The 23,257-nt window shown below is 68.9% G+C and carries 22 protein-coding genes; 9 read left to right on the plus strand and 13 right to left on the minus strand.

What is annotated here, in order from left to right; genetic code table 11:
* Positions 1 to 2 precede the first annotated feature (2 nt).
* The 5 genes from ACFXJ8_RS01085 to ACFXJ8_RS01105 all read right to left on the minus strand — a co-directional run bounded on the left by ACFXJ8_RS01085 (position 3) and on the right by ACFXJ8_RS01105 (position 5,577).
* Positions 3 to 398 carry a cytidine deaminase gene (locus ACFXJ8_RS01085; protein ID WP_379641753.1) on the minus strand — a complete coding sequence of 132 codons (396 nt, stop codon included), beginning with the start codon at positions 396 to 398 and terminating at the stop codon, positions 3 to 5.
* Positions 395 to 1,693: an ABC transporter permease gene (locus ACFXJ8_RS01090; RefSeq protein WP_379641754.1), complete on the minus strand. Its 1,299-nt coding sequence runs from the start codon at positions 1,691 to 1,693 to the stop codon at positions 395 to 397. Before ACFXJ8_RS01090 ends, ACFXJ8_RS01085 begins: the two co-directional genes overlap by 4 nt.
* Positions 1,690 to 2,832, minus strand: a complete 1,143-nt coding sequence (locus ACFXJ8_RS01095) for an ABC transporter permease (RefSeq protein ID WP_379641755.1) — start codon at positions 2,830 to 2,832, stop codon at positions 1,690 to 1,692. The genes ACFXJ8_RS01090 and ACFXJ8_RS01095 overlap by 4 nt, the downstream gene beginning before the upstream one ends.
* Complete coding sequence (locus tag ACFXJ8_RS01100; protein WP_379641756.1) at positions 2,829 to 4,421, minus strand: ABC transporter ATP-binding protein; 1,593 nt, start codon at positions 4,419 to 4,421, stop codon at positions 2,829 to 2,831. Before ACFXJ8_RS01100 ends, ACFXJ8_RS01095 begins: the two co-directional genes overlap by 4 nt.
* 82 nt (positions 4,422 to 4,503) lie before the next feature.
* Positions 4,504 to 5,577 carry a BMP family protein gene (locus ACFXJ8_RS01105; protein WP_379641757.1) on the minus strand — a complete coding sequence of 358 codons (1,074 nt, stop codon included), beginning with the start codon at positions 5,575 to 5,577 and terminating at the stop codon, positions 4,504 to 4,506.
* Positions 5,578 to 5,869: 292 nt separating this feature from the next.
* On the opposite strand from ACFXJ8_RS01105, the gene ACFXJ8_RS01110 reads away from it, so the two are divergent.
* A complete protein-coding gene (locus ACFXJ8_RS01110; RefSeq protein WP_379641758.1) occupies positions 5,870 to 7,735 on the plus strand; it encodes a Xaa-Pro dipeptidyl-peptidase in 1,866 nt (621 codons plus the stop codon).
* Positions 7,736 to 7,857: 122 nt separating this feature from the next.
* Positions 7,858 to 9,903, plus strand: a complete 2,046-nt coding sequence (locus ACFXJ8_RS01115; protein WP_379641759.1) for a beta-galactosidase — start codon at positions 7,858 to 7,860, stop codon at positions 9,901 to 9,903.
* A gap of 50 nt (positions 9,904 to 9,953) precedes the next feature.
* Here ACFXJ8_RS01115 and ACFXJ8_RS01120 read toward each other — a convergent pair whose 3' ends face one another.
* The 3 genes from ACFXJ8_RS01120 to ACFXJ8_RS01130 are packed head-to-tail and all read right to left on the minus strand — an operon-like array spanning position 9,954 to position 13,173.
* On the minus strand, positions 9,954 to 11,312 hold the full coding sequence (locus tag ACFXJ8_RS01120) for an ABC transporter substrate-binding protein (protein WP_379641760.1): 1,359 nt from the start codon (positions 11,310 to 11,312) through the stop codon (positions 9,954 to 9,956).
* Positions 11,313 to 11,365: 53 nt separating this feature from the next.
* The gene (locus ACFXJ8_RS01125) at positions 11,366 to 12,280 is read right to left on the minus strand and encodes a carbohydrate ABC transporter permease (RefSeq protein ID WP_379641761.1); all 915 of its coding nucleotides are present in this window, start codon (positions 12,278 to 12,280) and stop codon (positions 11,366 to 11,368) included.
* Between the two features lie 2 nt (positions 12,281 to 12,282).
* Positions 12,283 to 13,173: a carbohydrate ABC transporter permease gene (locus ACFXJ8_RS01130; RefSeq protein WP_379641762.1), complete on the minus strand. Its 891-nt coding sequence runs from the start codon at positions 13,171 to 13,173 to the stop codon at positions 12,283 to 12,285.
* A gap of 175 nt (positions 13,174 to 13,348) precedes the next feature.
* Between ACFXJ8_RS01130 and ACFXJ8_RS01135 the strand changes: the two genes are divergently transcribed.
* A complete protein-coding gene (locus ACFXJ8_RS01135) occupies positions 13,349 to 14,485 on the plus strand; it encodes a LacI family DNA-binding transcriptional regulator (protein WP_379641763.1) in 1,137 nt (378 codons plus the stop codon).
* Positions 14,486 to 14,541: 56 nt separating this feature from the next.
* Here the strand turns inward: ACFXJ8_RS01135 and ACFXJ8_RS01140 are convergent, their stop codons facing one another.
* Complete coding sequence (locus ACFXJ8_RS01140) at positions 14,542 to 14,829, minus strand: type II toxin-antitoxin system Phd/YefM family antitoxin (RefSeq protein ID WP_379641764.1); 288 nt, start codon at positions 14,827 to 14,829, stop codon at positions 14,542 to 14,544.
* A gap of 176 nt (positions 14,830 to 15,005) precedes the next feature.
* On the opposite strand from ACFXJ8_RS01140, the gene ACFXJ8_RS01145 reads away from it, so the two are divergent.
* From ACFXJ8_RS01145 to ACFXJ8_RS01160, 4 genes are all read left to right on the plus strand, one after another.
* Positions 15,006 to 15,128: a hypothetical protein gene (locus tag ACFXJ8_RS01145; RefSeq protein ID WP_379641765.1), complete on the plus strand. Its 123-nt coding sequence runs from the start codon at positions 15,006 to 15,008 to the stop codon at positions 15,126 to 15,128.
* 45 nt (positions 15,129 to 15,173) lie between these two features.
* Positions 15,174 to 15,281: a hypothetical protein gene (locus tag ACFXJ8_RS01150; RefSeq protein ID WP_379641766.1), complete on the plus strand. Its 108-nt coding sequence runs from the start codon at positions 15,174 to 15,176 to the stop codon at positions 15,279 to 15,281.
* A gap of 310 nt (positions 15,282 to 15,591) precedes the next feature.
* Positions 15,592 to 15,978: a type II toxin-antitoxin system RelE/ParE family toxin gene (locus ACFXJ8_RS01155; RefSeq protein ID WP_379641767.1), complete on the plus strand. Its 387-nt coding sequence runs from the start codon at positions 15,592 to 15,594 to the stop codon at positions 15,976 to 15,978.
* Positions 15,975 to 16,307, plus strand: a complete 333-nt coding sequence (locus ACFXJ8_RS01160) for a helix-turn-helix domain-containing protein (RefSeq protein ID WP_379641768.1) — start codon at positions 15,975 to 15,977, stop codon at positions 16,305 to 16,307. The genes ACFXJ8_RS01155 and ACFXJ8_RS01160 overlap by 4 nt, the downstream gene beginning before the upstream one ends.
* Positions 16,308 to 16,591: 284 nt before the next feature.
* Here the strand turns inward: ACFXJ8_RS01160 and ACFXJ8_RS01165 are convergent, their stop codons facing one another.
* The gene (locus tag ACFXJ8_RS01165; RefSeq protein WP_379641769.1) at positions 16,592 to 17,827 is read right to left on the minus strand and encodes an amidohydrolase; all 1,236 of its coding nucleotides are present in this window, start codon (positions 17,825 to 17,827) and stop codon (positions 16,592 to 16,594) included.
* 461 nt (positions 17,828 to 18,288) lie between these two features.
* Between ACFXJ8_RS01165 and ACFXJ8_RS01170 the strand changes: the two genes are divergently transcribed.
* Positions 18,289 to 19,632: a peptide ligase PGM1-related protein gene (locus ACFXJ8_RS01170; RefSeq protein WP_379641770.1), complete on the plus strand. Its 1,344-nt coding sequence runs from the start codon at positions 18,289 to 18,291 to the stop codon at positions 19,630 to 19,632.
* Here ACFXJ8_RS01170 and ACFXJ8_RS01175 read toward each other — a convergent pair.
* Entirely contained in the window at positions 19,607 to 20,671 is a 1,065-nt protein-coding gene (locus ACFXJ8_RS01175; RefSeq protein WP_379641771.1) for a class I SAM-dependent methyltransferase, read from the minus strand. The genes ACFXJ8_RS01170 and ACFXJ8_RS01175 overlap by 26 nt on opposite strands.
* Before the next feature lie 61 nt (positions 20,672 to 20,732).
* Positions 20,733 to 20,942 (minus strand): SCO4848 family membrane protein, encoded by a 210-nt coding sequence (locus ACFXJ8_RS01180; protein WP_379641772.1) that lies wholly within the window; start codon positions 20,940 to 20,942, stop codon positions 20,733 to 20,735.
* A gap of 71 nt (positions 20,943 to 21,013) precedes the next feature.
* Here ACFXJ8_RS01180 and ACFXJ8_RS01185 point away from each other — a divergent pair, with 71 nt between their 5' ends.
* Positions 21,014 to 22,165, plus strand: a complete 1,152-nt coding sequence (locus ACFXJ8_RS01185) for a D-alanyl-D-alanine carboxypeptidase family protein (RefSeq protein ID WP_379641773.1) — start codon at positions 21,014 to 21,016, stop codon at positions 22,163 to 22,165.
* Positions 22,166 to 22,272: 107 nt separating this feature from the next.
* Here the strand turns inward: ACFXJ8_RS01185 and ACFXJ8_RS01190 are convergent, their stop codons facing one another.
* Positions 22,273 to 23,214 carry a YihY/virulence factor BrkB family protein gene (locus ACFXJ8_RS01190; RefSeq protein ID WP_379641774.1) on the minus strand — a complete coding sequence of 314 codons (942 nt, stop codon included), beginning with the start codon at positions 23,212 to 23,214 and terminating at the stop codon, positions 22,273 to 22,275.
* Between the last annotated feature and the right edge of the window lie 43 nt (positions 23,215 to 23,257).

Genomic DNA, 23,257 nt, shown 5'->3' on the forward strand with positions numbered 1-23,257 from the left:
GCTCATGCCCCCCTGGACAGGTCGTCGGGCCCGAAGGCGTACGGCAGGATGTCGGCCATCCGCCTGGGCCCGTCGGGCGTCTCGACGAGCAGCTCCTCGCCGCCGAACTCGAACAGCAGCTGGCGGCAGCGTCCACACGGCATGAGCAGCTCGCCGTGGCCGTCCACGCAGGTGAAGGCGACCAGCCGGCCGCCGCCGGTGGCGTGCAGCGCCGAGACGAGGCCGCACTCAGCGCACAGGCCCAGGCCGTAGGAGGCGTTCTCCACGTTGCAGCCGGTGACGACGCGACCGTCGTCGACCACGGCCGCCGCGCCCACGGGGAACTTGGAGTAGGGCGCGTAGGCGTTCTGCATCGCCCGCTCCGCCTCACCCCTGAGGGCGTCCCAATCGATGCTCAATGCTGCTCCCCGCGGCGGTAGCGCACGCCGTCCGCCTTGGGCATCCGCAGGCGCTGGGAGGCGACCAGGAGCACAAGGAGGGTCAGGACGTGCGGGGTGATGAAGACGAACTCGTTCGGCAGGCGGTCGACGGTCATCCACAGCCAGATGAGCACGACCGCGCCGCCTGCGGCGAACGCCATGACGGTGTAGTCCTTGGCTCCCGCGACGGCCGCGGCGGGCGTCTCGCGGCCGGACAGGAACAGCTGCCTGATCCGGTAGGCGACGTAGATGAACAGCAGGATCGCGCCGAACAGGAAGAACCCGGTCACCGCTGCCGAGCTGCGCAGCTGCAGGCCGTCGGCGTAGCCGAACAGCGAGGCGCCCGCTGCCAACCCGCCGGGCCGCCAGTTACCGAAGATCATGGCGGCCAGGCCGATGAAGCCGCGGCCATTCGTCTGGCCCTCGACGTATTTGGTGGTGAAGAAGACCAGGAACACGCCGCCGAGCCCGGCCAGCGCGCCCGAGATGACGGTGGCGATGTACTTGGTGAGGTAGACGTTCACGCCGAGCGACTCGGCCGCCCACGGGTTCTCGCCCGCCGAGCGCAGCCGCAGGCCGAACGCCGTGCGCCAGAGCACGAAGTAGGTCAGCGGGATCAGCGCGACGGCCACGATGACCAGGAGGCCCACGTCGTGGGTGAGCCCGCGCAGGATGCCCGCGATGTCGGAGATGAGGAACCAGTGCGTGTTCTCCAGCGTGCCGAGCAGGTCGGGCCCCGAGGAGAACAGCGGCAGGCTCGTCTCGGGCGGCTTGGAGGACAGCGCTGGCGAGGTGGTAATGCCCGCTCCCGCCTCCGCCGCCGCGGTGCCCTCGGTGTACAGGACCTCCGACAGGAACCTGGTGACGCCGGGACCCAGCAGGTTGATCGCGACGCCGCTGATGATGTGGTCGACGCCGAAGCCGACGGTGGCGATCGCGTGCAGCAGCCCGCCGGCGGCGCCCGCCACGAGCCCCGCCACCAGGGCCGCCTGCCAGCCCCACTGGTAGCCCGCCCACCCGGCGAACCAGGTGCCGAGCACCATCATGCCTTCGAGACCGATGTTGACCACACCGGCCCGCTCCGCCCACAAGCCGCCCAGACCGGCCAGTCCGATGGGTACGGCCAGCACCAGCGCCGCCGCGAAGGTACCGGACGAGGTGATCTCGACCTTGCCGGTGATGACCCTCACCAGGGAGAGCAGCAGGATGAGCACCGCGACGCCGATCAGCGCGAGGTGGTACTTCCTGACCTTGCGTGCCCCGACGGCGCTCATGCGGTCACCTCTACGCGGTTAGTCGTGGCGAGTTCGCGCGCGGCCCGCCGTTCCTCCTGGCGGAGCGCCATCCGGCCGGTGATCTCGTTGGCGATGACCACCAGCAGCACGATCGTGCCCTGCATGATCATGATGACCGAGGGCGGCACGTCCGCGAACTGCAGCGGCCCCTGCGCCCGGTCGAGGAAGCCGAACAGCAGCGCCGCGATCGCGATGCCGACCGGCTTGTTCCGGCCGAGCAGCGCGACGGCGATGCCGAGGAAGCCGAGACCCGCCGTGAAGCTGGTGCCGTAGTTGTGGGTGCGGCCGAGGATCTCCGGCAGGCCGATGAGGCCCGCGATCGCGCCGGACAGCACCATCGCCGAGATGACCATCTTCTTCGGCTTGACGCCGGAGGCGAGGGCTGCGATCGAGTTGAGGCCGCTGGCCTTGACGTCGAAGCCGAAGCGGGTGCGTTCGAGCACCACCCACAGCACGATGCCGAGCACGACCGCCACGCCGAGGAAGCCCCACAGGCCCGCGCCACGCGGGGCGGGCAGCCCGAACATCGTGAACAGGAAGTTGAAGTTCGGGAACCAGCCGGACTGCGGGATGTCGGCCGTCTGCACGGTCAGCTGGCCCTCGGGCCGCGGCCCCTGGAAGGGCCCGCGCAGCAGGAAGGCGGCCAGGTTGATCGCGATGTAGTTGAGCATGATGGTCGAGATGACCTCGTTGACGCCCCTGCCGACCTTCATCAGGGCCGGGATCAGCGCGTAGAGGCCGCCGACGGCCGCGGCCACGACGACGATGACCGCGATCTGGATCGGCGCGGGGGCGCTGAAGGTCGCGCCCACGTAGGCGGCGCAGATGGCCGCGATGCGATACTGCCCCTCGACGCCGATGTTGAAGAGGTTCATCCGGAAGCCGACCGCCACCGCCAGACCGGCGATGAACAGCGGGACCGCCCGGTTGATCACCGTGGCGATGCCGTTGACCAGGGCGTTCTCGGTCTCGCCGAAGTCGAAGAACGCGCCGAACGCGGCCAGCGGATCCGCTCCGGCGGCGAGGATGGCCACGCTGGAGATCACCATGGCCAGCACGATGGCCACGACGGCGCCGCCCACCGTCAGCAACAAGCGATTGAGGCCTGCGGGCATCATGACCCTTCCTCGGTGATGGCGCCTGTCATGTAGCCGCCGAGCTCTTCGGGCGTCACACGGGCCGGGTCGAGCTTGGCCACCAGCCGGCCCCGGTAGATCACGAACAGGGTGTCGGACAGGCCGATCAGCTCGTCGAGGTCGGCCGAGATCAGCAGCACGGCCAGGCCCGCGGCCCTGGCGTTGCGCAGGTGGTCCCAGATGGAGGCCTGAGCGCCGACGTCCACGCCTCTGGTCGGGTGCGCGGCGATGAGGAACGACGGCTCGCCGCTCATCTCCCTGCCGACGATCAGCTTCTGCTGGTTGCCGCCCGACAGGGCCAGCGCGAGGGTGTCGACGCTGGGCGTGCGCACGTCGTAGTCCTTGACGATGCGCTCGGTGTCGGCCTTGGCGGCCTTCCTGTCGATCCAGATGCCCTTGCGGGCGGGCTTCCTGGTCTGGTGGCCGAGGACCCTGTTCTCCCAGAGCGAGGCCTCCAGCAGCAGGCCCTGGCGGTGGCGGTCCTCGGGGATGTAGCCGATGCCCGCCTCGCGGCGCCTGAGCGTGGACCACTCGCTGATGTCCTCGGCGCCGAGCGTGATCTGGCCGAGCGCCTCGCGCATGCCCATGATCGCCTCGATCAGCTCCGACTGGCCGTTGCCCTCGACGCCCGCGATGCCGACGATCTCGCCCTTGCGGATCTCGAAGGACACGTCGTTGAGCAGCAGTCGCCTGCCGCGCGTGAACTCCTGGACGGACACGCCCTTGGGCAGCGGGCGGTAGCCGTCGGCCTCGATGGTCAGGCCGGAGATCGCGAGCTCGACGGTGTCGGTGACCGTGGACTCGCGGGTCTCGGGGGTCGGCAGCTCGCTGCCGACCATCAGCTCGGCGAGCTGGCGGGCGCTGGTGACCTGGCTGCGCGGCAGGCTCGAGACGGTGGTGCCGCGACGGATCACGGTGATCTCGTCGGCGATGCTCAGCACCTCGTCGAGCTTGTGCGAGATGAAGATGACGGTGAGGCCCTCGGCCTTGAGCTCGCGCAGGTTGTCGAACAGCTCCTCGACCTCCTGCGGCACGAGGACCGCGGTGGGCTCGTCGAGGATGAGGATGCGGGCGCCGCGGTAGAGCACCTTGAGGATCTCCACGCGCTGGCGGTCGCCGACGCCGAGGTCCTCGACCAGGCGGTCGGGGTCGACGCGCAGGCCGTGGGCCTCGGCCAGCTCCCTGATGCGCCTGCGCGCGCCGGCCACGTCGAGGAATCCGACGTTCGTCGGCTCCGCGCCGAGGACGATGTTCTCCAGCACGGTCAGGTTGTCGGCCAGCATGAAGTGCTGGTGGACCATGCCGATGCCGGCCGCGATCGCGTCACTCGGGGTGCGGAAGCTGACGTCCTGGCCGTTCACCCTGATCTGGCCCTCGTCCGGCTTCTGCATGCCGTAGAGGATCTTCATCAGGGTCGACTTGCCCGCGCCGTTCTCACCGCAGATGGCATGAACGGTGCCCGCCGCGATGGTGATGCGGATGTCATGGTTGGCGACGACGCCGGGAAAACGCTTGGTGATGCCCTCCAGCTCGACGGCGGGTTTCGCCGGGGCGAGGGTGTCCGAGCTCATACGGTCTCCTGGAGAGCCGGGATAGAGCGAAGGCCCGGGGCATGCCCCGGGCCTTCCATGGCCTCTTGGGTGTCTACCCAGATTACGGCTTGCTCGGAACGGTGATTTCGCCGTCCACGATCTTCTTCTTGGCGGCCTCGACCTGGTCCTTGATGTCGTCGATCTCGCCACCGGTGGTGGACAGGCCCACACCGTCGACCTTCAGGTCGTAGGTGTCGTTCTTGCCGCCCTTGGCGCCACCCTGGAACGCCTTGATGAACTGGAACACGCCGACATCGACGCGCTTGATCATCGAGGTCATGATGACCGGCTGCAGCGCGGCGTCCTTGACGGTCAGCCGCTGGTCGGAGTCGACGCCGATGGCCAGCTTCTTGGCCTCGGCGGCGGCCTGGAAGACGCCGGTGCCCGAGTCGCCGGAGGCGTGGTAGACGATGTCCGCGCCGTCCTGGTACATCTTCTCGGCGGCGATCTTGCCCTTGTCCGGGGCCTTGAAGCCGCTGAAGTCACCGTCGGGGGTGAGGTACTTCACGTCGACCTTGGTCTCGGGCTTGGTGGCCTTGACACCGGCGGCGAAGCCCGCCTCGAACTTCTTGATCAGGTCGTTCTCGACGCCGCCGACGAAGCCGACGTGGCCCGACTTGCTCTTCAGCGCGGCGGCCACGCCCGCCAGGTAGGAGCCCTGCTCCTCGGCGAACAGCAGACCCGTCACGTTCGGGGCGTTGGAGGCGGAGTCGACGACCGCGAACTCGATGTCGGTGTACTCCTGAGCCGCCTTCTTGATGTCCTCGCCGTAGGCGAAGCCGACGCCGATGATCGGGTTGTAGCCCGCCTCGGCCAGCTGGCGCAGCAGCTCACCACGGTTGGAGCCGTCGGCGGCGGGGCTCAGCTCCTTGATCTCCGCGCCGAGCTCCTTCTGAGCCTGCTCGAGGCCCGCGTAGGCGGCGTCGTTGAAGGACTTGTCACCGCGGCCGCCGACGTCGAAGGCGAGACCGACCTTCAGGCCGCTGGCCTTGGCGGGCTCGCTGGCCGCGCCCGCGCTCGGAGCGGCGGAGCTGGTCGCGCCCGTGCTCCCGCCACCACCACACGCCGCGGCCGCCATGAGCATGGCACCAGCGACGGTGCCGACCGCAATCCTGCCGAATCGCTTGCTGAGCAAGGCGACTCCTTCCATTTCCCCGCCGGCTGACTTTCATCGCACGCGCGAAGAAACGCACGGCAACCCTGCACGGAAGATAGTTGTTCGGCCATGACAGTCCAAACCGGCACACAGGTCCGCAACCGCTCCGTTATCGACATCAGTCGCGTCTGTGACCTGAGAGCGGGCTCGCGCATCTGACCTGCGGCTTGTGCGGCCTCCCCCCAACTTTGCCATAAGTCAAGATCTTGCCGTCAAGCCGGAGATTTCGTTGGATGGCTAGAAATTTCACATACCACCTGGAGCACCCCCCATGCGCACCCGAAGGACGATCGCGGTCCCGCTGACCGCCGTGCTGATCGCGGCGGCGGGCGCGAGCCCCGCCTTATCCGAAACAGGGCCTACCCAGCCCATCTACTCTCGCGCCGACGCCGTCAAGCAGACGGTCTTCGTCGAGGTCGAAGGCGTCGACAGCGACCGCGACGGACAGAACGACAGGGTGGCGGCCGACTTCCTGCGTCCGAAGGAGACCGACGCGGGACTCAAGGTCCCGATCATCATGGAGTCCAGCCCCTACTACGCGGGCATCGACGGCAGCATCCCCAACCACAAGGTCGACGTCGACGAGAACGGCAACCCGCTGCCCGGTTTCCGCGCCGCCGAGACCAAGGCCGCGGTCGAGACCTTCCCCGGCTACTACGACAACTACTTCGTCCCCCGCGGCTACGCCGTCGCCAGGGTCGAGAGCCTCGGCAGCGGCAGGTCCACCGGCTGCCCCACCACCGGCGACGCCCAGGAGAGCGCGGGGCCCAAGGCCGTCATCGACTGGCTGAACGGCAGAGCCAAGGGCTTCGATGCGGCCGGAAACCCCGTCACCGCCTCCTGGTCCACGGGCAACGTCGGCATGATCGGCGTCTCCTACAACGGCACCCTCCCCAACCAGGTCGCCGCCACCGGCGTCGAGGGGCTCAAGACGATCGTCCCGATCGCGGCCATCTCCTCCTGGTACGACTACTACCGCGCCAATGGCGGCGTCATCGCGCCCGGCGGCTACCAGGGCGAGGACGCCGACGTCATGGCCAAGGCCGTACTCACCAGGGCGGGCAAGGAGATCTGCGCCCCCGTGATGGACGAGTTCACCGCCGCCCAGGACAGGATCACCGGCGACTACAGCGACTTCTGGGCCGCCCGCGACTTCCTCGTCAACGTCGACAAGGTCAAGGCGAGCGTCTTCCTCGTCCACGGGCTCAACGACTGGAACGTCAAGACCAAGCAGGCCGCGCAGTGGTGGGAGGCGCTGGCCAAGCGGCACGTCCCCCGCAAGATCTGGCTGCACCAGGGCGCGCACGCCGACCCGTTCAACGTCAGGACCGTCGAGTGGCTGCGGCAGCTCCACCTGTGGTTCGACCACTGGCTCTACGGCATCGACACCGGCATCATGAGCGAACCGCAGGCCGACGTCGAGATCGGTCCTGGCCAGTGGGGACAGCACGCCGCCTGGCCGCTGCCCGGCGCGCTTCCCGTCCGGCTGTGGCTGGGCTCCTCCGCCAAGCTCGGCCTGCTGCCGCGCCCGCTGTCCGGACGTGAGTCCTACGTCGACCAGAACACGCGCACGGCCGAGCAGCTCGTCGAGACCGCCCCCGCCGCCGACCCCAACAGGCTCGCCTACCTGACCGGCCCGCTGCGGACCGACGTCAGGATCTCCGGCACGCCCAAGATCTCGGTGCGGGCGTCGTTCAGGGACGGGGCGTCGCCGTACCTGACCGCGCTGCTCGTCGACTACGGCACCGACACCAGGGCCAACGGGCGGCTGGTGAACACCGGCCAGCGGTACTGCTACGGCGAGGCGGTGCCGGGGACGAACGAGAGCGGCTGCACGTCCATCTACCAGCACGGGACCGCCGCGGAGCCCTACAAGATCGTGTCCAGGGGATGGCTGGACGTGCGCAACCGTCACGGCGCGGACCGGACCGACCCGATCAGGCCGGGCAAGGCGTACACGTTCCGCTGGGACTTCCAGCCGCAGGACTACCTCTTCAAGAAGGGACACAAGATCGGGCTCGTGCTGACGTCCACGGACTACGACTTCACGCTGCGGTACCCGGCGGGGACCAAGGTGGAGCTCTCACCGGGGGTCTCGTCGCTGGAACTGCCGGTCGTGTTCGGCCGGATCTCCTAGCCTCCCGTACGGCGAGCGCCTCGCTGAGGCGCTCGCCGTACCACTCCGGACATGTTTACGTAACCACTCCAGGGCTCTAGCCTATGTTTACGTAACCATCAGTGCGGGTTCTAGGAGTGGCTTTGACTGTTGATCACGGTGGTCGCTGGCTTCGGTGGCCGTCGGAAGGCTCGGAGAGGCGACTGGCCTTCGGCGCGGACTACAACCCGGAGCAGTGGCCTCGGGAGGTGTGGCAGGAGGACGTGCGCGCCATGCGCCAGGCCGGAGTGAACATCGTCTCGCTGGCGATCTTCTCCTGGGCGCGGCTTCAGCCGTACGAGGACGTGTGGACCTTCGACTGGCTGGACGAGGTCATGGACCTGCTGCACGCTCACGGCATCGCCGTCGACCTGGCCACCGCGACCGCGTCCCCGCCGCCATGGCTGACCACGAAGCACCCCGAGATCCTGCCCGTCGACCATGACGGCCGCACGCTGTGGCCTGGCGCCCGCCAGCACTGGCGGCCGACCTCGCGGGTCTTCCGCGAGCACGCGCTGCGCCTGGTCCGCGCGATGGCCGAACGGTACGGAACACACCCCGCCCTGGCCGCCTGGCACGTCTCCAACGAGCTCGGCTGCCACAACGTCCACGACTACTCCGACGACGCCGCCCGAGCCTTCCGCGCCTGGCTGCGCGACAGGTACGGCACGCTGCAGGAGCTGAACCGGGCGTGGGCCACCGCCTTCTGGTCCCAGGGCTACGGCGACTGGGACGAGATCCTGCCGCCCCGGCTCGCGGCCTCCTACCCCAACCCGACACAGCAGCTCGACTTCAAGCGCTTCTCCTCCGACGCGCTCAAGGACCACCTGCGGGCCGAGCGCGATCTGCTGCGCGAGCTGACGCCCGCCATCCCGGTCACCACCAACTTCATGGTCATGGGCGAGACCAAGGGCATGAACTACGCCGACTGGGTGCCCGAGCTCGACTTCGTCTCCAACGACCACTACCTGCTGACCGGCCCTCAGGCGCAGGACGAGCTGTCGTTCTCGGCCAACCTCACCGGTTCGCTGGCCGGGGGCGCCCCCTGGTTCCTGATGGAGAGCTCGACGAGCGCGGTCAACTGGCAGCCCGTCAACCTGGCCAAGCGGCCCGGCGGCCTCGCGCGCGACTCGCTGACCCACGTCGCGTACGGGGCGGACGCGGTCTGCTTCTTCCAGTGGCGGCAGTCGGCGGGTGGAGCCGAGAAGTACCACTCGGCGATGGTCCCGCACGCGGGCACCGACAGCGAGGTCTTCCGCTCGGTCGCCGACCTCGGCGCGACTCTGGAGGCGCTCGCCCCGGTCGCGGGCGCCCGCCGTTGCCGGGCCCAGGCCGCGATCGTCTTCGACTGGGACTCGTGGTGGGCAGGCGAGCTGGACTCCCATCCCACGTCCCGGCTGCGGTACCGGCAGGAGGCGCTCGACTGGTACTCGGCGTTCCTCCAGGCGGGCGTACGGGTGGACGTCATCAGCGCGACGGACTCGTTCGCCGGCTACGACCTGCTCGTCGCCCCGATCCTGCACGTCGTCCCGCGGGCGCTCGCCGACCGTCTCGACGCGTACGTGGCGGACGGCGGCCACCTGGTCACCACGTACTTCTCCGGCATCGTCGACGAGCACGACCACGTGTGGCTCGGCGGCTACCCGGGCGCGCTGCGCGACCTGCTCGGCATCAGGATCGAGGAGTTCGGCCCGCTGCTGGACGACGACCGGGTCGGCCTCGACCTCGGCGTGACCGGCACGCTGTGGACCGACCGGATCGACGTCGTCGGCCCCGACGTCAAGGTCGTCTCCAGCTACACCTCCGGCGACCACGCGGGCCGTCCCGCGATCACGACCTGCCTGGTCGGCGGCGGCTCGGCGTCGTACGTCTCGACGCGGCTCGGGCCCGACGGGCTGGCGCCGGTGCTGGAGCAGTTCCTGGCCACCAGCGGGGTACGGCCCGAGCTTCCGGCCGCCGTCGGCGGGGTGGTCGAGCTGGCGATCCGCACCGGCGACGACGCCGCGTACTGGTTCCTGATCAACCGCACCGACCACACCGTCGAGGTCGGCGACGTCGCGGGCGAGGTCATCCGGGCCCCCTCCCTCGCCGCGGGCCGTACCCTGGGCCCCCGCCAGGTCTGCGTCCTGCGCCGCCCGCACGCCTCCTGACCTGCCAAAGGCCGGTCACGCGAGCGCGTGACCGGCCTTTCTCGTCGGGTCTACCCGATGCTGAAGCCCTGCTCCTGGCCGTACTTGACCGACGCGTCCTGCCAGGCCTTCAGGCCGTCCTGCAGGGTGACGGATCCGTCCACGTACGCCTTGCCGACGGTGTCGTTGAAGACGCTGTTGGCGTACACCTGGTAGGGCAGGTAGGACCAACCGCTGACGACCTGGCTCGCCGACTCGGCCAGCACCTCGTTCACCTTCTGGCCGCCGAAGTACGGGAACTCCTTGCCGGTGAAGGCCGGGGCGTTGAGCTGGGCTGTGGTGGCAGGGAAAGCGCCGCCGTCCACGCGCGTCTGCACGCCCTCGTCCACATTCGCGTACTTGGCGAAGGCGTACGCGAGCTTCTTGTTGGCGCCGGCCTCGGGGATGGCCAGCGAGCTGCCACCGTTCTCGGCGGTGGCCTTGCCGCCGCTCTCCCACTGCGGCATCGGGGCGACCCGCCACTTGCCGGCCCCCGCCTTGACGCCCGACTCGAGGTTGGCGGGCATCCAGGCGCCGATCACGAGCGTCGCGATGGTGCCGTCGCCGAGGCCCTTGTACCAGGCGTCGCTCCACGAGCTGATCGGCGCGACCAGCTTGCCGCTGACGAGCTGCTGCCAGGCGGCGGTGAACTTCTGGGTCCCGGGGTCGGCGGCGAAGTCGACGCCGACCTTGGTCCCGTCGACCTGGTACGGCTTGCCGCCCGCCTGCCAGATCATGCTGGTGGTGAACCCGGCCTCACCGGTGTCGTTGGTGATGTACGCCTTCGGGTCCGCCTCGTGCAGCTTCTTGGCCGCCGCGATGTACTCCTCCCAGGTGGTCGGGACCGCGATCTTGTGCTTGTCGAAGACGTCCTTGTTGTAGAACAACGCCATCGGCCCTGAGTCCATCGGGAGGCCGTAGATGCCGCTGCCGGAACGGACCGCGTTCCACGGGCCTGGGGTGAAGGTCGCGTCGAGCTTGCCGGCGCCATAGGCCGCCAGGTCGGTGACGGACTTGCCGAGCGTGAACTGCGGCAGCGCGTAGTACTCGATCTGCGCGACGTCGGGAACGCCAGACCCGGCCTTGATCGCGTTCTGCAGCGCGGTGTACTGGTCGTTGCCGGTTCCGGCGTTGACCAGGTTGACCTTCACCTTCGGGTACTTGGCCTGGAAGTCGCCGACCACCTGCTTCAGCGTCGGCTCCCACGCCCAGACCGTGATGCTGCCACCGGCGTCCAGGGCGGCCTGGAGGTCGGCGTCCGAAACCGCCGCGCTCTGGGCGGCGGTGGCGCCGGCGCCGCTCTCGCCGCCGGACGAGCCGCAGGCCGTGGTGACGAGCGAGACAGACAGTGCCGCGCCCAGCAGCAAGGCGCTGCGACGGGTTATCGTCATGGGACTTCCCTTTCGTGGGTCTATCTGGGGAGGGTTGGGGCGGCCCCGGCCGGTCATTCCTTCACGCTTCCGGCGGCCAGGCCCGACTGCCAGTACCGCTGGAGCAGCAGGAAAGCCACGATCAGCGGGACGATGGTGAGCAGGGAACCGGTGATCACGAGGTTGAAGATCGCCTCGCCGCCCGCGGTGGACGCCTGGTCGTTCCAGCTGTCGAGGCCCAGCGTGAGCGGATACCAGTCGGGGTCCTTCAGCATGATCAGCGGCAGGAAGTAGTTGTTCCACGTCGCGACCACGGAGAAGAGCAGGACGGTGACGATTCCGGGCGCCAGCAGCGGGAGACTGATGCGGAAGAAGGTGCGGAACTCCCCCGCCCCGTCGACCCGCGCCGATTCGAGGATCTCAAGGGGTACGGCGTCGGCGGCGTACGTCCACATGAGGTAGAGCCCGAACGGCGTGATCAGCGACGGGATGATGATCGCCCACGGGGTGTTGGTCAGGCCCAGGTTGGAGAACATCAGGAAGGTCGGGACGGCCAGCGCCGTGCCGGGCACCGCGACCGCGCCGATCACGACCGCGAAGACGGCCTTCTTGCCGGGGAAGTCGTACTTGGCCAGCCCGTAACCCGCGACCGTGGCGAGCAGGGTGGCACCACCCGCGCCGACGACCACGTACAGCACGGTGTTGAGCAGCCAGCGGGTGAAGATGCCGCCGTCGTAGGTGAAGGTGTCGGCGATGTTGCCGAAGAGCGCGAAGTCGTCGGCGAACCACAGGCCGAAGGAGTTGAACAGCCCTTCCTGCGTCTTGGTGGCGTTGATCAGCAGCCAGGCCAGCGGGAGCAGCGTGTAGACCAGCATGATCGCGGTCAGCGCGGTCAGTGTGGCGCTGCGCCGCCTGCGCCGGGCCTGGCGGCGATGCCGGATCACGAGCGGCTTGGCCTGACGGGACGTCGTGGGCGTGGTGACCGCCATGGTCAGGCTCCCTTCCGCATACCGCGCAGCTGGACGACGTAGGCGATGATCATGGTGATCACGCCCATGACGATGGCGACGGTGGCCGAGTAGTCGAACTGCTGGCCCGCGAAGGACAGCGAGTAGGCGTAGAGGTTGGGCGTGAAGAACGTCGTGATCGCGTTCGGCGCCAGGCTCTTGAGGATGGCCGGCTCGTTGAACAGCTGGAAGCTGCCGATGATGGAGAAGATCGTCGCGATCAGCAGCGCGCCGCGCAGCGCGGGCAGCTTGATCGCCCAGACGATCCGCACCTGGCCAGCGCCGTCGATCGTGGCGGCCTCGTACAGGGACGGGTTCACCACCCGGAGCGCGGAGTAGAGGATGAGCATGTTGTAGCCGACGAACTCCCAGGTCACGATGTTGCCGATGGAGGCGAGGATCCAGTCGGGCGCCAGCGGCTCGGGCAGCGTGATTCCGAACGTCTCGTTGATGTTGCCGACGAGGCCGAACCGTGTGCCGTACATGAAACCCCACATCAGCGCGGCGACGACCGCGGGCACCGCGTAGGGCAGGAAGACGGAGATCCGGAAGAAGCTCGAGCCGTACAACCGGCCGCTGTCGATCGCGAGCGCCAGGAGCAGCGCCAGCAGCAGCATGATCGGTACCTGCACGACCAGGAAGAGCGCGACCCGGCCGAAGGCCGACCAGAACTGCTCGTCGCTCAGCGCCTTCACGTAGTTGTCCAGGCCGACGAAGGACGTGCCGCCGATGAGCCGGGTGCGGAAGAGGCTCAGGTAGACCGAGTACGCGATCGGAGCGAGGAAGACGAGGGCGAACACCGCCATGAACGGGCCGACGAACCGCCAGCCCGTCCATGACCGCCGCCGCCAGGCTGCCGGTCTCCGACCGCTCATGTGCTTCTCCTCGTCGACTCGCTGTTTACGTAAACATTTCAGGCGAAGGCGTCGGCCGCGAAGGGGGCGGGTGGGAATGTTTACGTAAACTTGGTGTGCGGTATGGTGGCATCGCGCACACGGATCGTCAAGGTTTCCATCGCGGTGACGCGCTGACGGACGGAAGTGAGAAGGGATGGCCCTGGAGACTCAGGAACAGCCGGACGCCGCCCCCAAGGGAGGCGCGCAGCGCGGCGGGTCAGGCATCCCCGGCGGACGGCGCAAACAGCGCGTCTCCATGGCCGACGTCGCCAAGCTGGCAGGCGTCTCCTCGCAGACCGTGTCTCGGGTCGCGAACGGACACCCCGGCGTCATCGGCTCCACCCGCGAGCACGTGCTCGCCGCCATGCGCGAGCTCGGCTACCGGCCCAACAGCGCGGCACGCGCCCTGCGGTACGGGCAGTTCAACACCATCGGCGTGATCCTCTTCAGCCTGGCCTCCACCGGCAACAGCCGGACCGTCGAAGCCATCGCCACCCACGCCGCCGCCGAGGGGTACGCGACCACGCTGATCCCCATCGACGTCCCGACACAGGACAACGTGCTCGGCGCCTTCACCCGGATGGGTGAGCTCGCCGTCGACGCGGTCATCGTCATCATGGAGATCCATCTGCTGGACGCGGGTACGGTGGCCCTGCCCCCCGGCGTACACGTCGTGGTCGTCGACTCCGACGCCGGAGACCGCTACAGCGTCGTCGACACCGACCAGGCCGACGGCGCCCGGCGAGCCGTTCACCACCTGCTCGGCCTCGGCCACCGGACCGTCTGGCACGTCACCGGCCCGCAGTCGTCCTACGCCGGCCAACGCCGCACCGAGGCCTGGCGGGCCGCCCTTGAGGAAGCCGGACGCCCGGTGCCCCCGCCTCTGCACGGCGACTGGTCCGCCGACTCCGGTTACGCGGCGGGGCTCGCCCTCGCCGACGAGCCCGACTGCACAGCCGTGTTCGCCTCGAACGACCAGATGGCCCTCGGGCTGCTGCGCGCCTTCCACGAGCGGGGCAGGTCCGTGCCTGGCCAGATCAGCGTGGTCGGCTTCGACGACATCCCCGACTCGGCCCACTTCGTGCCCCCGCTGACCACCGTCCACCAGGACTTCGCCGAGGTCGGCCGCCGGTGCGTGCAACGCGTGCTGCGCCAGATCCGCGAAGGCCAGGCCAGCGAGCCCGGCACCGACCTCGTCCCGGCCCACCTGGTGACCCGATCCAGCACAGCGCCGCCCCCGCAGGACGCGCCTCCCGGTCGAACGGTTCCCGGCCCCTGGCCGCGCGGCTAACCGCCGCCACGGACTGGGGGAGACCGGAGGTGAGCGGAGAATGGTGTAGCGGTCGGTCACCCGCTTGCCTTGCCGAGGCGGGCCGCCATGATGGCGGACATCTCCTCCTCAGTGGTCACATCGCTTCGCGCTTCGGCGGCTGCGGCTTCGACCAGGTCTGCACGCATTTCCGGATCGGCAAGGATCTCCAACGTCTCCTGCAGAGACTCCCATTCCGCCACGGAAACGATGACGGCATGCGGCCGACCGTTCCGGGTGAGCGTAAAGCGATCATGCTCGCGAGCGGCCCTGTCGGCAAGCTCGGTCAGCCAGTCCTTCGCTTCGCTGATGGGAATGATCTCCATAGGTCCATGATGCCGCTCTGGCCTGAATATCGGCCAAGGTTCCGGCTACGGATCATGCCGCTCACCGTGTTCTACAAGGCGAGAAGGCGGGATGATCGAGAGGTTGAGCGGGCTCGGCGAGCAATGCGGCGCTGTGTCGCGCTGGCACACTCCGTCGACGAGGAAGAAGGAGGGGAATGAGCAAGCGGGACAGCTGGCAAGAGCTCAAAGATCACCGGATGTCCGAGCCGGGCGCGGCCGAAGCCTACGAAGCGGCGCGTTTCGCCTACGAGCTGGGGAAGGCAGTCCGAGCGTTGTGAGAGGGCCGCGGATGGTCCCAGAACGACCTGGCTCTTAGGGCTGGCATGACTCAGTCTGCCGTGGCCCGACTCGAGGCAGGTGGGACCATTCCCCACTGCCGGACCTGGTGCGTCTGGCTCGGGCCTTGGACGCCGATGCCGAGATCCGCCTGACGCCGCGGGCCCCAGCAGCTTGACGCTGAGGGCTTGCACTCCTTGACGAGGGAGCTTGCACGGGCAATGCTCCAGGGCGTGTCCACTGGTCACGTGCCTGACGACCGGGGGTCTGGGGGCCGGAAGGCCACCAGCGAGGGGGCGCGGGGGAACTCGCTCCCTCGTCAGCGGAGTCCGAGCCACACTGCGCGCAGCGCGGCCGGGCGAAGGCCTTCGCACCGGTCGCCTTCCGAGGCGCCGCGCATGGGGCAGAGCGTGATCGAGTGGGCTTTACGGTGCGCCCATGTAAAGGCTACCCTATACTCAGAATGTGCCGTATGAGATCCGACTCACCGACGAGGTCGATGACTGGCTCGACGAGCTGGCCTACGCCGACACGCCCGCCTACCGGCTCGCCATCGAGTACATCAACATGCTGGAAGAATCCGGTCCAGGTCTCGGTAGGCCCCACGTCGGAAAGATCGACGGCTCGGCTATCGTGAACCTCAAGGAGCTACGACCTCGCTCCACTGGCGCCAGCGCGCTGCGTATCTTGTTTGTCTTCGATCCGTGGCGTAGCGCCATCCTGCTTGTCGCCGGAGACAAGGTCCGCGAGCAACCCGCAGCCCCAGATCGCTGGTACGACAAAGCGATCAGGCACGCCGAAGAGCTGTACCAGAGCTACCTGACCGTACGCGCCGAGGAGGAGAGACAATGACCACCTTCAAGAAGTGGTCGGACATTCGCGACAAGCACGTTCAGCGCGCGGGAGGCGAAGCGGCGCTGTCCGAGACCCGGCGCATGATCGATGCCTACGTGCACGCCTGGCACCTGTCCGAGCGGCGCAAGAACGCGGGGCTCACCCAATCCGACGTCGCCGAGAGGATGGGGGTCACCAAGATGCGCGTCTCCCAGATCGAGCGTGGCGAGGTCGCCTCCGTTGAGGTGCTCGCTCGCTATATCGAGGCGATCGGCGGACGCCTGGAGTTGACCGCCTCGTTCGACGACGGCACCTACCGCATGGGGGATGCCACCGCGGCGATGTGACCTCTGGTCCCACACGCGAAGCGCGCCAGGGCGATGAGATGAACTCGGACGCCAGATCTCGCGCCGGCAAACAGTTGGTCATGCGGTCATCGCAGGCGATCCGGGTAGCTCACTCGGCGATGCTCCACGGCGTGTCCGCTGGTCACGTGCGTGACGACCGGGGGTCTGGGGGCCGGAAGGCCACCAGCGAGGGGGCTCGGGGGAGCTCGGCTCCACCGTCAGAGGAGCCCGAGCTCACCCGCGCGCAGCGCGCCCGGGCGAAGGCCCATGCCGTTGAAGGCCGTTCAGATGAGCTCGACGACCGTCTGCTCGGCCACCTGGCCGGGACGGTGACCGTCCCAGAGAGCTGTCAGCGCCGTGGCCGCCATGAAGCGCACCCCGCTGCCGATCGCGCTCTCGTCGACGTCGAAGGTGCCCTGGTGGATGTCGTAGTCGAGCCCGCCGGGCGAGCGTGTGCCGAGTCTGGCGAACGCGCCGGGGATCGACTCCAGGTACCACGCGAAATCCTCCCCGCCCAGCGACTGCTGGGTGGAGACGACGGCGCCGGGCCCGAGCGCCCGCTCGGCCGCCTCGGCGAGCATCTGGACGCTGTCCTCGTCGTTGACGACCGGCGGGACGCCGCGCGTGTAGTCCATGGTCGCCTCGACGCCGTAGGCGCCCGCGACCGACTCCAGCAGCGCCTTGATGAGGTCGGGGGCGGCGTGCCAGGCCCCCTCGTCGAGGCAGCGGACGGTGCCCTCCGCGATGCCGTCGTCGGGGATGGCGTTGGCGGCCGAGCCCGCCTCGACGCGCCCCCACACCAGCGACAGCGACGAGCGGGGGTCGACCCTGCGGGAGAGCGCGGCGGGCAGCTCGGTGAGAATCTTGGCGAGGGCGAAGACGAGGTCGGCGGTCAGGTGGGGCCTGGCGGTGTGGCCGCCGGGGCCGCTGACGCGGATGGCGAGCTTGTCGCAGGCGGAGGTGATGGGGCCGGCCTTGAGGCCGACCTGGCCGACGTCGACGCGGGGGTCGCAGTGGAGGCCGAAGATGCGCTCGACGCCGCTGATGCCGCCGTGGGCCATGATCTCGAGCGCGCCGCCCGGCAGCTCCTCGGCGGGCTGGAACAGCAGGCGCACCCGCCCGGGCAGCAGGCCTTCGGCGGCCTGGCGGGCCAGGAAGAGGGAGGTGCCGAGCAGGATGGTGGTGTGCACGTCGTGGCCGCAGGCGTGGCAGACGCCAGGGACGGTGGACCGGTACGGCACGTCCTTCTCGTCCGGCAGGGCGAGCGCGTCGATGTCGGCGCGCAGCGCGATGGTGGGACCGTCGCCGCTGCCGACCTCGCAGATCAGACCTGAGCCTCGCGGGAGCACGGACGGGTTGAGACCCGCGGCGGTGAGCCGATCGGCGATCTTCTGGGTCGTGCGGTACTCGGCGAAGGCGATCTCTGGGTGCATGTGCAGGTCTCGCCGGAAGGCCACCAGATCCCGCTCGTTCTCCGCCAGGAACGCGTCGAGTTCTCCCCGCAGCTCACGTCCCTGCATCAGTCACCGTCCTGTCACGTGCGACAACGCCGTCGCACGGCCGATTGCGCCGTTTCCTCCTGCGATCACGCGATTCAGCCGCCCGATTGGGGAAGCTGCCCGGTGAAACGAATGCCACACACCCGAGCGATGAGCGGGGTTGGCCGTAAGCCCGATGGCGATGCCATCGACTTTATCTCCACTGCCGACCTTCTCGCGGACAACTACACCAAAAGTTGGGTCGGGGCATGCCCGTAACCGCAGGTCGTCACAGTGTGTGAGAGCTTACGTGGTCCGGAAATAGTCACATCGGATCAGTAAATTGTCACCCGTTGTGGCCACCGCCAAACGTTGGCCGTGTTCCAAATCCTGTCACCTTCCGTCCTGGTGATCATACTGCGGCGATGCATGCCAATGAGAAGAATGCGTGTTTCACTCGCAATATGATCACTAATATCCCGTTCGGGGGGAAGCATGCACGGTTGAGCATCTTCGAGCCGAGCGAGGGGACCCTGGTGGTCGTGCCCTCGCTCTCCCTGCCGCAGGACGAGCTCCGCCGCATCAAGGCAGCAAGGTGTTACGAGGAGCGCCTGCTCTTCCTCCTGCTGACCCTGCGCGAGCCGGGGATCTCGGTGGTCTACCTCTCCTCGATGCCGATCGACCAGGAGATCGTCGACTACTACTTCGGCTTCCTTCCCGATCCGGACGACGCGGCCAGGCGGCTGCACCTGATCACCGTGAACGATCCCGACAGCCAGCCCCTGACCAGGACCCTGCTCGACCGACCCGAGGTGATCGACCGGGTACGGAGCGTCATCGGGGACGACGCCTGGCTGGTGCCGTTCGTGATGAGCGACCTGGAGGAGCAGCTCGCCGCGTCACTCAACGTCCCCATCTACGGACCGGCCATGTCGCTGGCCCACTACGGCTCCAAGAGCGGATCGCGCACCATCGGCGCGGAGGCGGGCGTCCCGATGGCGCGCGGCTTCGGCGACCTCTACACGATGGCGCAGATCGAGGACGCCGTGCTGTCGCTGCCCGGCGAGCGCGTCATGGTCAAGCTGAACGACGGCTACTCCGGCCTCGGCAACGCCATCGTGCGCAAGGGCGACTGGACCCGCACCGAGTTCTCCGCGGGCGCGGACGAGACCTGGACGGGCTTCGCGGCCAAGCTCGCCGAGCGGGGCGGGGTGGTCGAGGAGTTCATCGAGCACCGTCCGCTCTACTGCCCCAGCGCGCTGGCCAGGATCACCCCCGGCGGCCATTACGACGTCGTCGCCACCCACGACCAGGTGCTCGACGGTCCCGTCTACCAGGGCTGCACGTTCCCCGCCAGGCCCGAGTACCGGCAGGAGGTCGCCGCCTCCGCCACGAAGATCGCCAAGCTGTTGGCGGAGCGCGGCGTGGTCGGCCTGTTCGGCATGGACTTCTTCGCGATGAAGACCGACGCGGGCTACGCGGCGCTGCTGTGCGAGGTGAACCTGCGCATCGGCGGCACCACCCACCCGTTCGGGGCGGCGCTGCTCACCACGGACGCCGTCTACGACCCCGCGACGGGGTTGCTGATGAGCGGGGGCCGGCCGAAGTACTACACCGCCACCGACAACTGCTCGGCAGGCTGCCTGCGCGGCCGTACGCCGGGCCAGGTGGTGCGGACGGTCGAGCGGCTCGGGCTCGGCTTCGACGGGCGGCGACGTACCGGAAACGTGTTGCACCTGCTCGGCGCCGTCCCGGAGCACGGCAAGCTGGGCTTCACCACCATCGGCGACTCACCGGAGGAAGCGGAGGAGCTGCACCGGATCACCCGGAGGGCGCTGTGCGGCTGAGCTCGTAGACGTTGTTGAACGGGTCGTCGAGCGGTAGCCGCCTGACCTGCGCGAAGTCGATCCCGAGCGCCATCTCGCGCAACCGGCTCTCCGGCAGGCCGCAGGTGCCCAGGCCCAGGCCGCCTTCGGCCAGCGAGACCGGCAGGCAGTAGGCCAGGCTGAGGCCGTACAGGACGGTCCCGATGGGACCGGCGTTGTCCTGGACGCGGTCGGCGCAGTTGATCTCGACGCAGATGTACCTGCCGTCCGGCGCGAGGCTGTCGTGGATGGCGGTCAGCAGCCCGACGGGATCGACCGAGTCGTGCAGCACGTCGAACGTGGTGATCACGTCGAAGCTGCCAGGCAGGCCCTCGGCCGCGTCGTGCAGCTCGAACCGCAGGCGGTCGCCCACCCCCGCCGCGCGGGCCTGCTCGGCCGCGGCCTCGATCGACGGCTCGTACAGGTCGATGCCGACCAGCTCGCAGCGCGGGAAGGCCTGCGCGAGCTTGAGCAGCGCGCGACCGCGCCCGCAGCCGACGTCGCAGACCCGCGCGCCCGCCTCCAGCTTGGCCTGCACCTCGGGCATGAGCGGCAGCCAGACGGGGATGAGCTGGTGCTCGAACCACGGCGCGGTGAACCGGTCGATGGACTCGGCCGACTCGGGCCCGTACAGCTCCTGCGAGACGCCGCCCCCGGAGCGGAAGGCCTTCAGCAGCTCGTGGAAGGTGTCGCCGAAGACGGTGGAGTAGGTGAAGAACGCGTTGCCCAGGAACATCGTGCCCGCCTCTTCGGCGAGCACGGGGACGTGGTGGGCGGGCAGGGCGTAGCGTTCGCCGTCGTCGCTGGTCAGGTAGCCGGCGGCGGCCATCCCCACCAGCCACTCCCGCACGTAGCGCTCGACCAGGCCGGTACGGCCGGCCAGCTCGGCGGCGGAGGCGGGCCCGCGGTTCGCCAGGTCCTTGAACAACCCCAGACGGTCGCCGATCGCCGCCATGAAGACCGCGTTCGCCCCCACGAAGTCGGCGAACGCCTTGTCCATGAACTCTTCGGCCTGGCCCATCTCACGCCCCCTCGTCGTGCCGCCGGGGGGCGTCAGGGTATGTGCCCGAGTCGTTCCCTTATCAACCCTTGTGACCGGCGGGGCGCCTGAAACCGCGCCAGCCGATCACGGCGAGCACGACGCCCAGGACCACGTTCACCGCGATGAGTATGCCGTGGACCACGTAGAAGCTGGTCGGATGCCCATCAGCGAGGTTGAAACCAAGGTTGATCCACTCGAACACCATGAACGCGCCAATGATGATCAGGAATCCGGCGATCTTTCGTGACATGCCCATCTCTCTGCTGCTCGGCGGGTAGTGACGCGTCATGCGCTATGTCACGAAGCTACGCTGAGGTCGCTATGGGGACGAAACTGGTGCCGGTCGTGGCACTTCTCGCCGCGGTCGCCCTGACCGCCGGCCCTGCCTTGGCCGTACCGCCGGCCGTCCGCCCTGCCTCGGCCGTACCGGCCCAATCGGCCGAACCACCGGCCGCCGAAGGCGCGCTGGGCGGCGACAGGCTCGCGAGCAAGGGGCTGGTCGCGCCCAAGGGCGTGAAGACGCCGCCGAAGACGAAGGCCACCTCCTTCGTCATCGCCGACGCCGAGACCGGCAAGGTGCTCGCCGCCAAGAACGCCCACGGCCGGTTCCTGCCCGCGAGCACGCTCAAGACGCTCACCGCGCTCGCGCTCATCCCCAAGCTCGACAGGAACCTCAAGGTCAAGCCCAGTAGAACGGCCGTCAACCAGGAGGGCAGCGCGGTCGGCCTGTCGACCAAGCCCATCTACAAGGTCGACGACCTGTTCAAGGCGCTCATGCTCACCTCGGGCAACGACGCGGCGATGGCGCTGGCCGAGGCGAACGGCGGGCTCGGCGCGACCCTCGCCGACATGAACGCCGAGGCCAAGCGCCTGCAGGCCAACGACACGGTGGCCAAGACACCCAGCGGCCTGGACAAACCCGGTCAGAGCAGCTCGGCCTACGACCTGGCGCTGATCGCCCGCGCGGGGCTGGCCAACCCGGAGTTCCGCAGGTACGTCAGCCTCAAGACCTCGCGCTTCCCCGCGCCCAAGGGCTACTACGAGATCGGCAACCACAACAAGCTGCTGTGGCGCTACAAGGGCATGGTCGGCGTCAAGAACGGCTGGACCTCCAAGGCGCTCGGCAGCTTCGTCGGCGCGGCCAAGCGTGACGGGCACACGATCATCGTGACGATCATGCGGCACGAGGGCTACTTCTGGGAGGAGGTCGAGCAGCTGCTCGACTGGGGCTTCGCGGTGCGCGGCAAGGCCACGCCCGTGGGCACGCTGGTGGACCCGCTGCCCGCACAGCCGAAGGTGGAGCAGGCGAAGGCGCCTGCCGTACCCGCCGCTCCGGCCGCCGACCCGGTGCGGGACACCGCCGCTGAGCCCGCCACGGGCTACGCGATCGGCGCGCTGGTGATCGGCGCGGCCGTGCTCGGCGGCGCGGGCTGGCTGTTCTACGGCATCCGCAGGCGCCGAACCGCGCGTTGATCATCTTGTACGGCAGGCCGGGTCAAGACCACCGTGGTCACCGCTGACCGCCCGTCCATCACGCCACCCCAGCAGGACTCCGGCGGGCCGCCGTCACGTCGCGCGGTTCAGTAACCGCGTGGCAGGCTCCCGTCGGAGGGCACGGGGGTCGGGTCGGGTGGCGGATGCAGGCCCGCGGTGGCGGTCCAGGCGGCCACGTACATCGTCAACCGCGCCGAGAAGTTGATCCACAGCAGCAACCCCGCCGTCACGGCGAACGTCCCGTACACGGGGTTGCTCAGCGTGCCCGCCAGCAGAAGCGTGGCCACCTGCTTCAGCACGCCGAACCCGATCGCCCCCAGCACCGCGCCCCTGGCCAGGACCTTGAACGGCCTGGTCGGCTTGGCCACCCAGCCGAGGACGATGAGGAAGAGCACCCAGTCGGCGCCCACGCTGGCCGCGAGACCGACCAAGGTCAGCGTGACCTTGGCGGCCTCCGACGTCTCCACGCCGAGGAACGTCGCCACGGTCGTCGTCGCCTGGGTGGCGAACCCGCCGAGCAGTGCCGAGACGACGAGCGTGACGCCGAGCATGACGAGCGTGACCAGGTCGCGGGCCTTGCCGACGAGGAAGCTGAGCGGAGGCGTCGTGGCCATCGACATCTCGCGCAACGCCCCACGCAGGGCGTCGACCGCGCCGAGCCCCGCATACAGCAGACCGACCAGGCCGATCACTCCCGCGCTCGTCCGCGCCTGAGCGATCCCGTCCAGGTCGATGAGGTCGGCGAGGCCGGGGAGCTGCTCGGCGATGGACTTCTGCAGCGCCTCCCGGATCTCGGTCCGCTCCTGCAGGACGAAGCCGAACACCGCGAAGGCCAGCGCGATGATCGGGAAGAGCGACAGGAACGCGAAGTAGGTGACGGCCCCGGCCAGCCGGTCGCCGCTCTGCAGTTGGTACCGCTGCACGGTCCTGATCAGGTGGTCGACCGGGTGCCATCGCACCCTGGATCGCGCGGTCGTCCTGCGACCCCATTCCTTGACCGCGCCGATCCGGTCGGCCCAAGTGCTCATGAGAAATGCTTCTACCCGATCTCGCCCGAATACAGCCAGCGAC

The sequence above is a fragment of the Nonomuraea sp. NPDC059194 genome (assembly GCF_042754765.1).
Classification (GTDB): domain Bacteria; phylum Actinomycetota; class Actinomycetes; order Streptosporangiales; family Streptosporangiaceae; genus Nonomuraea.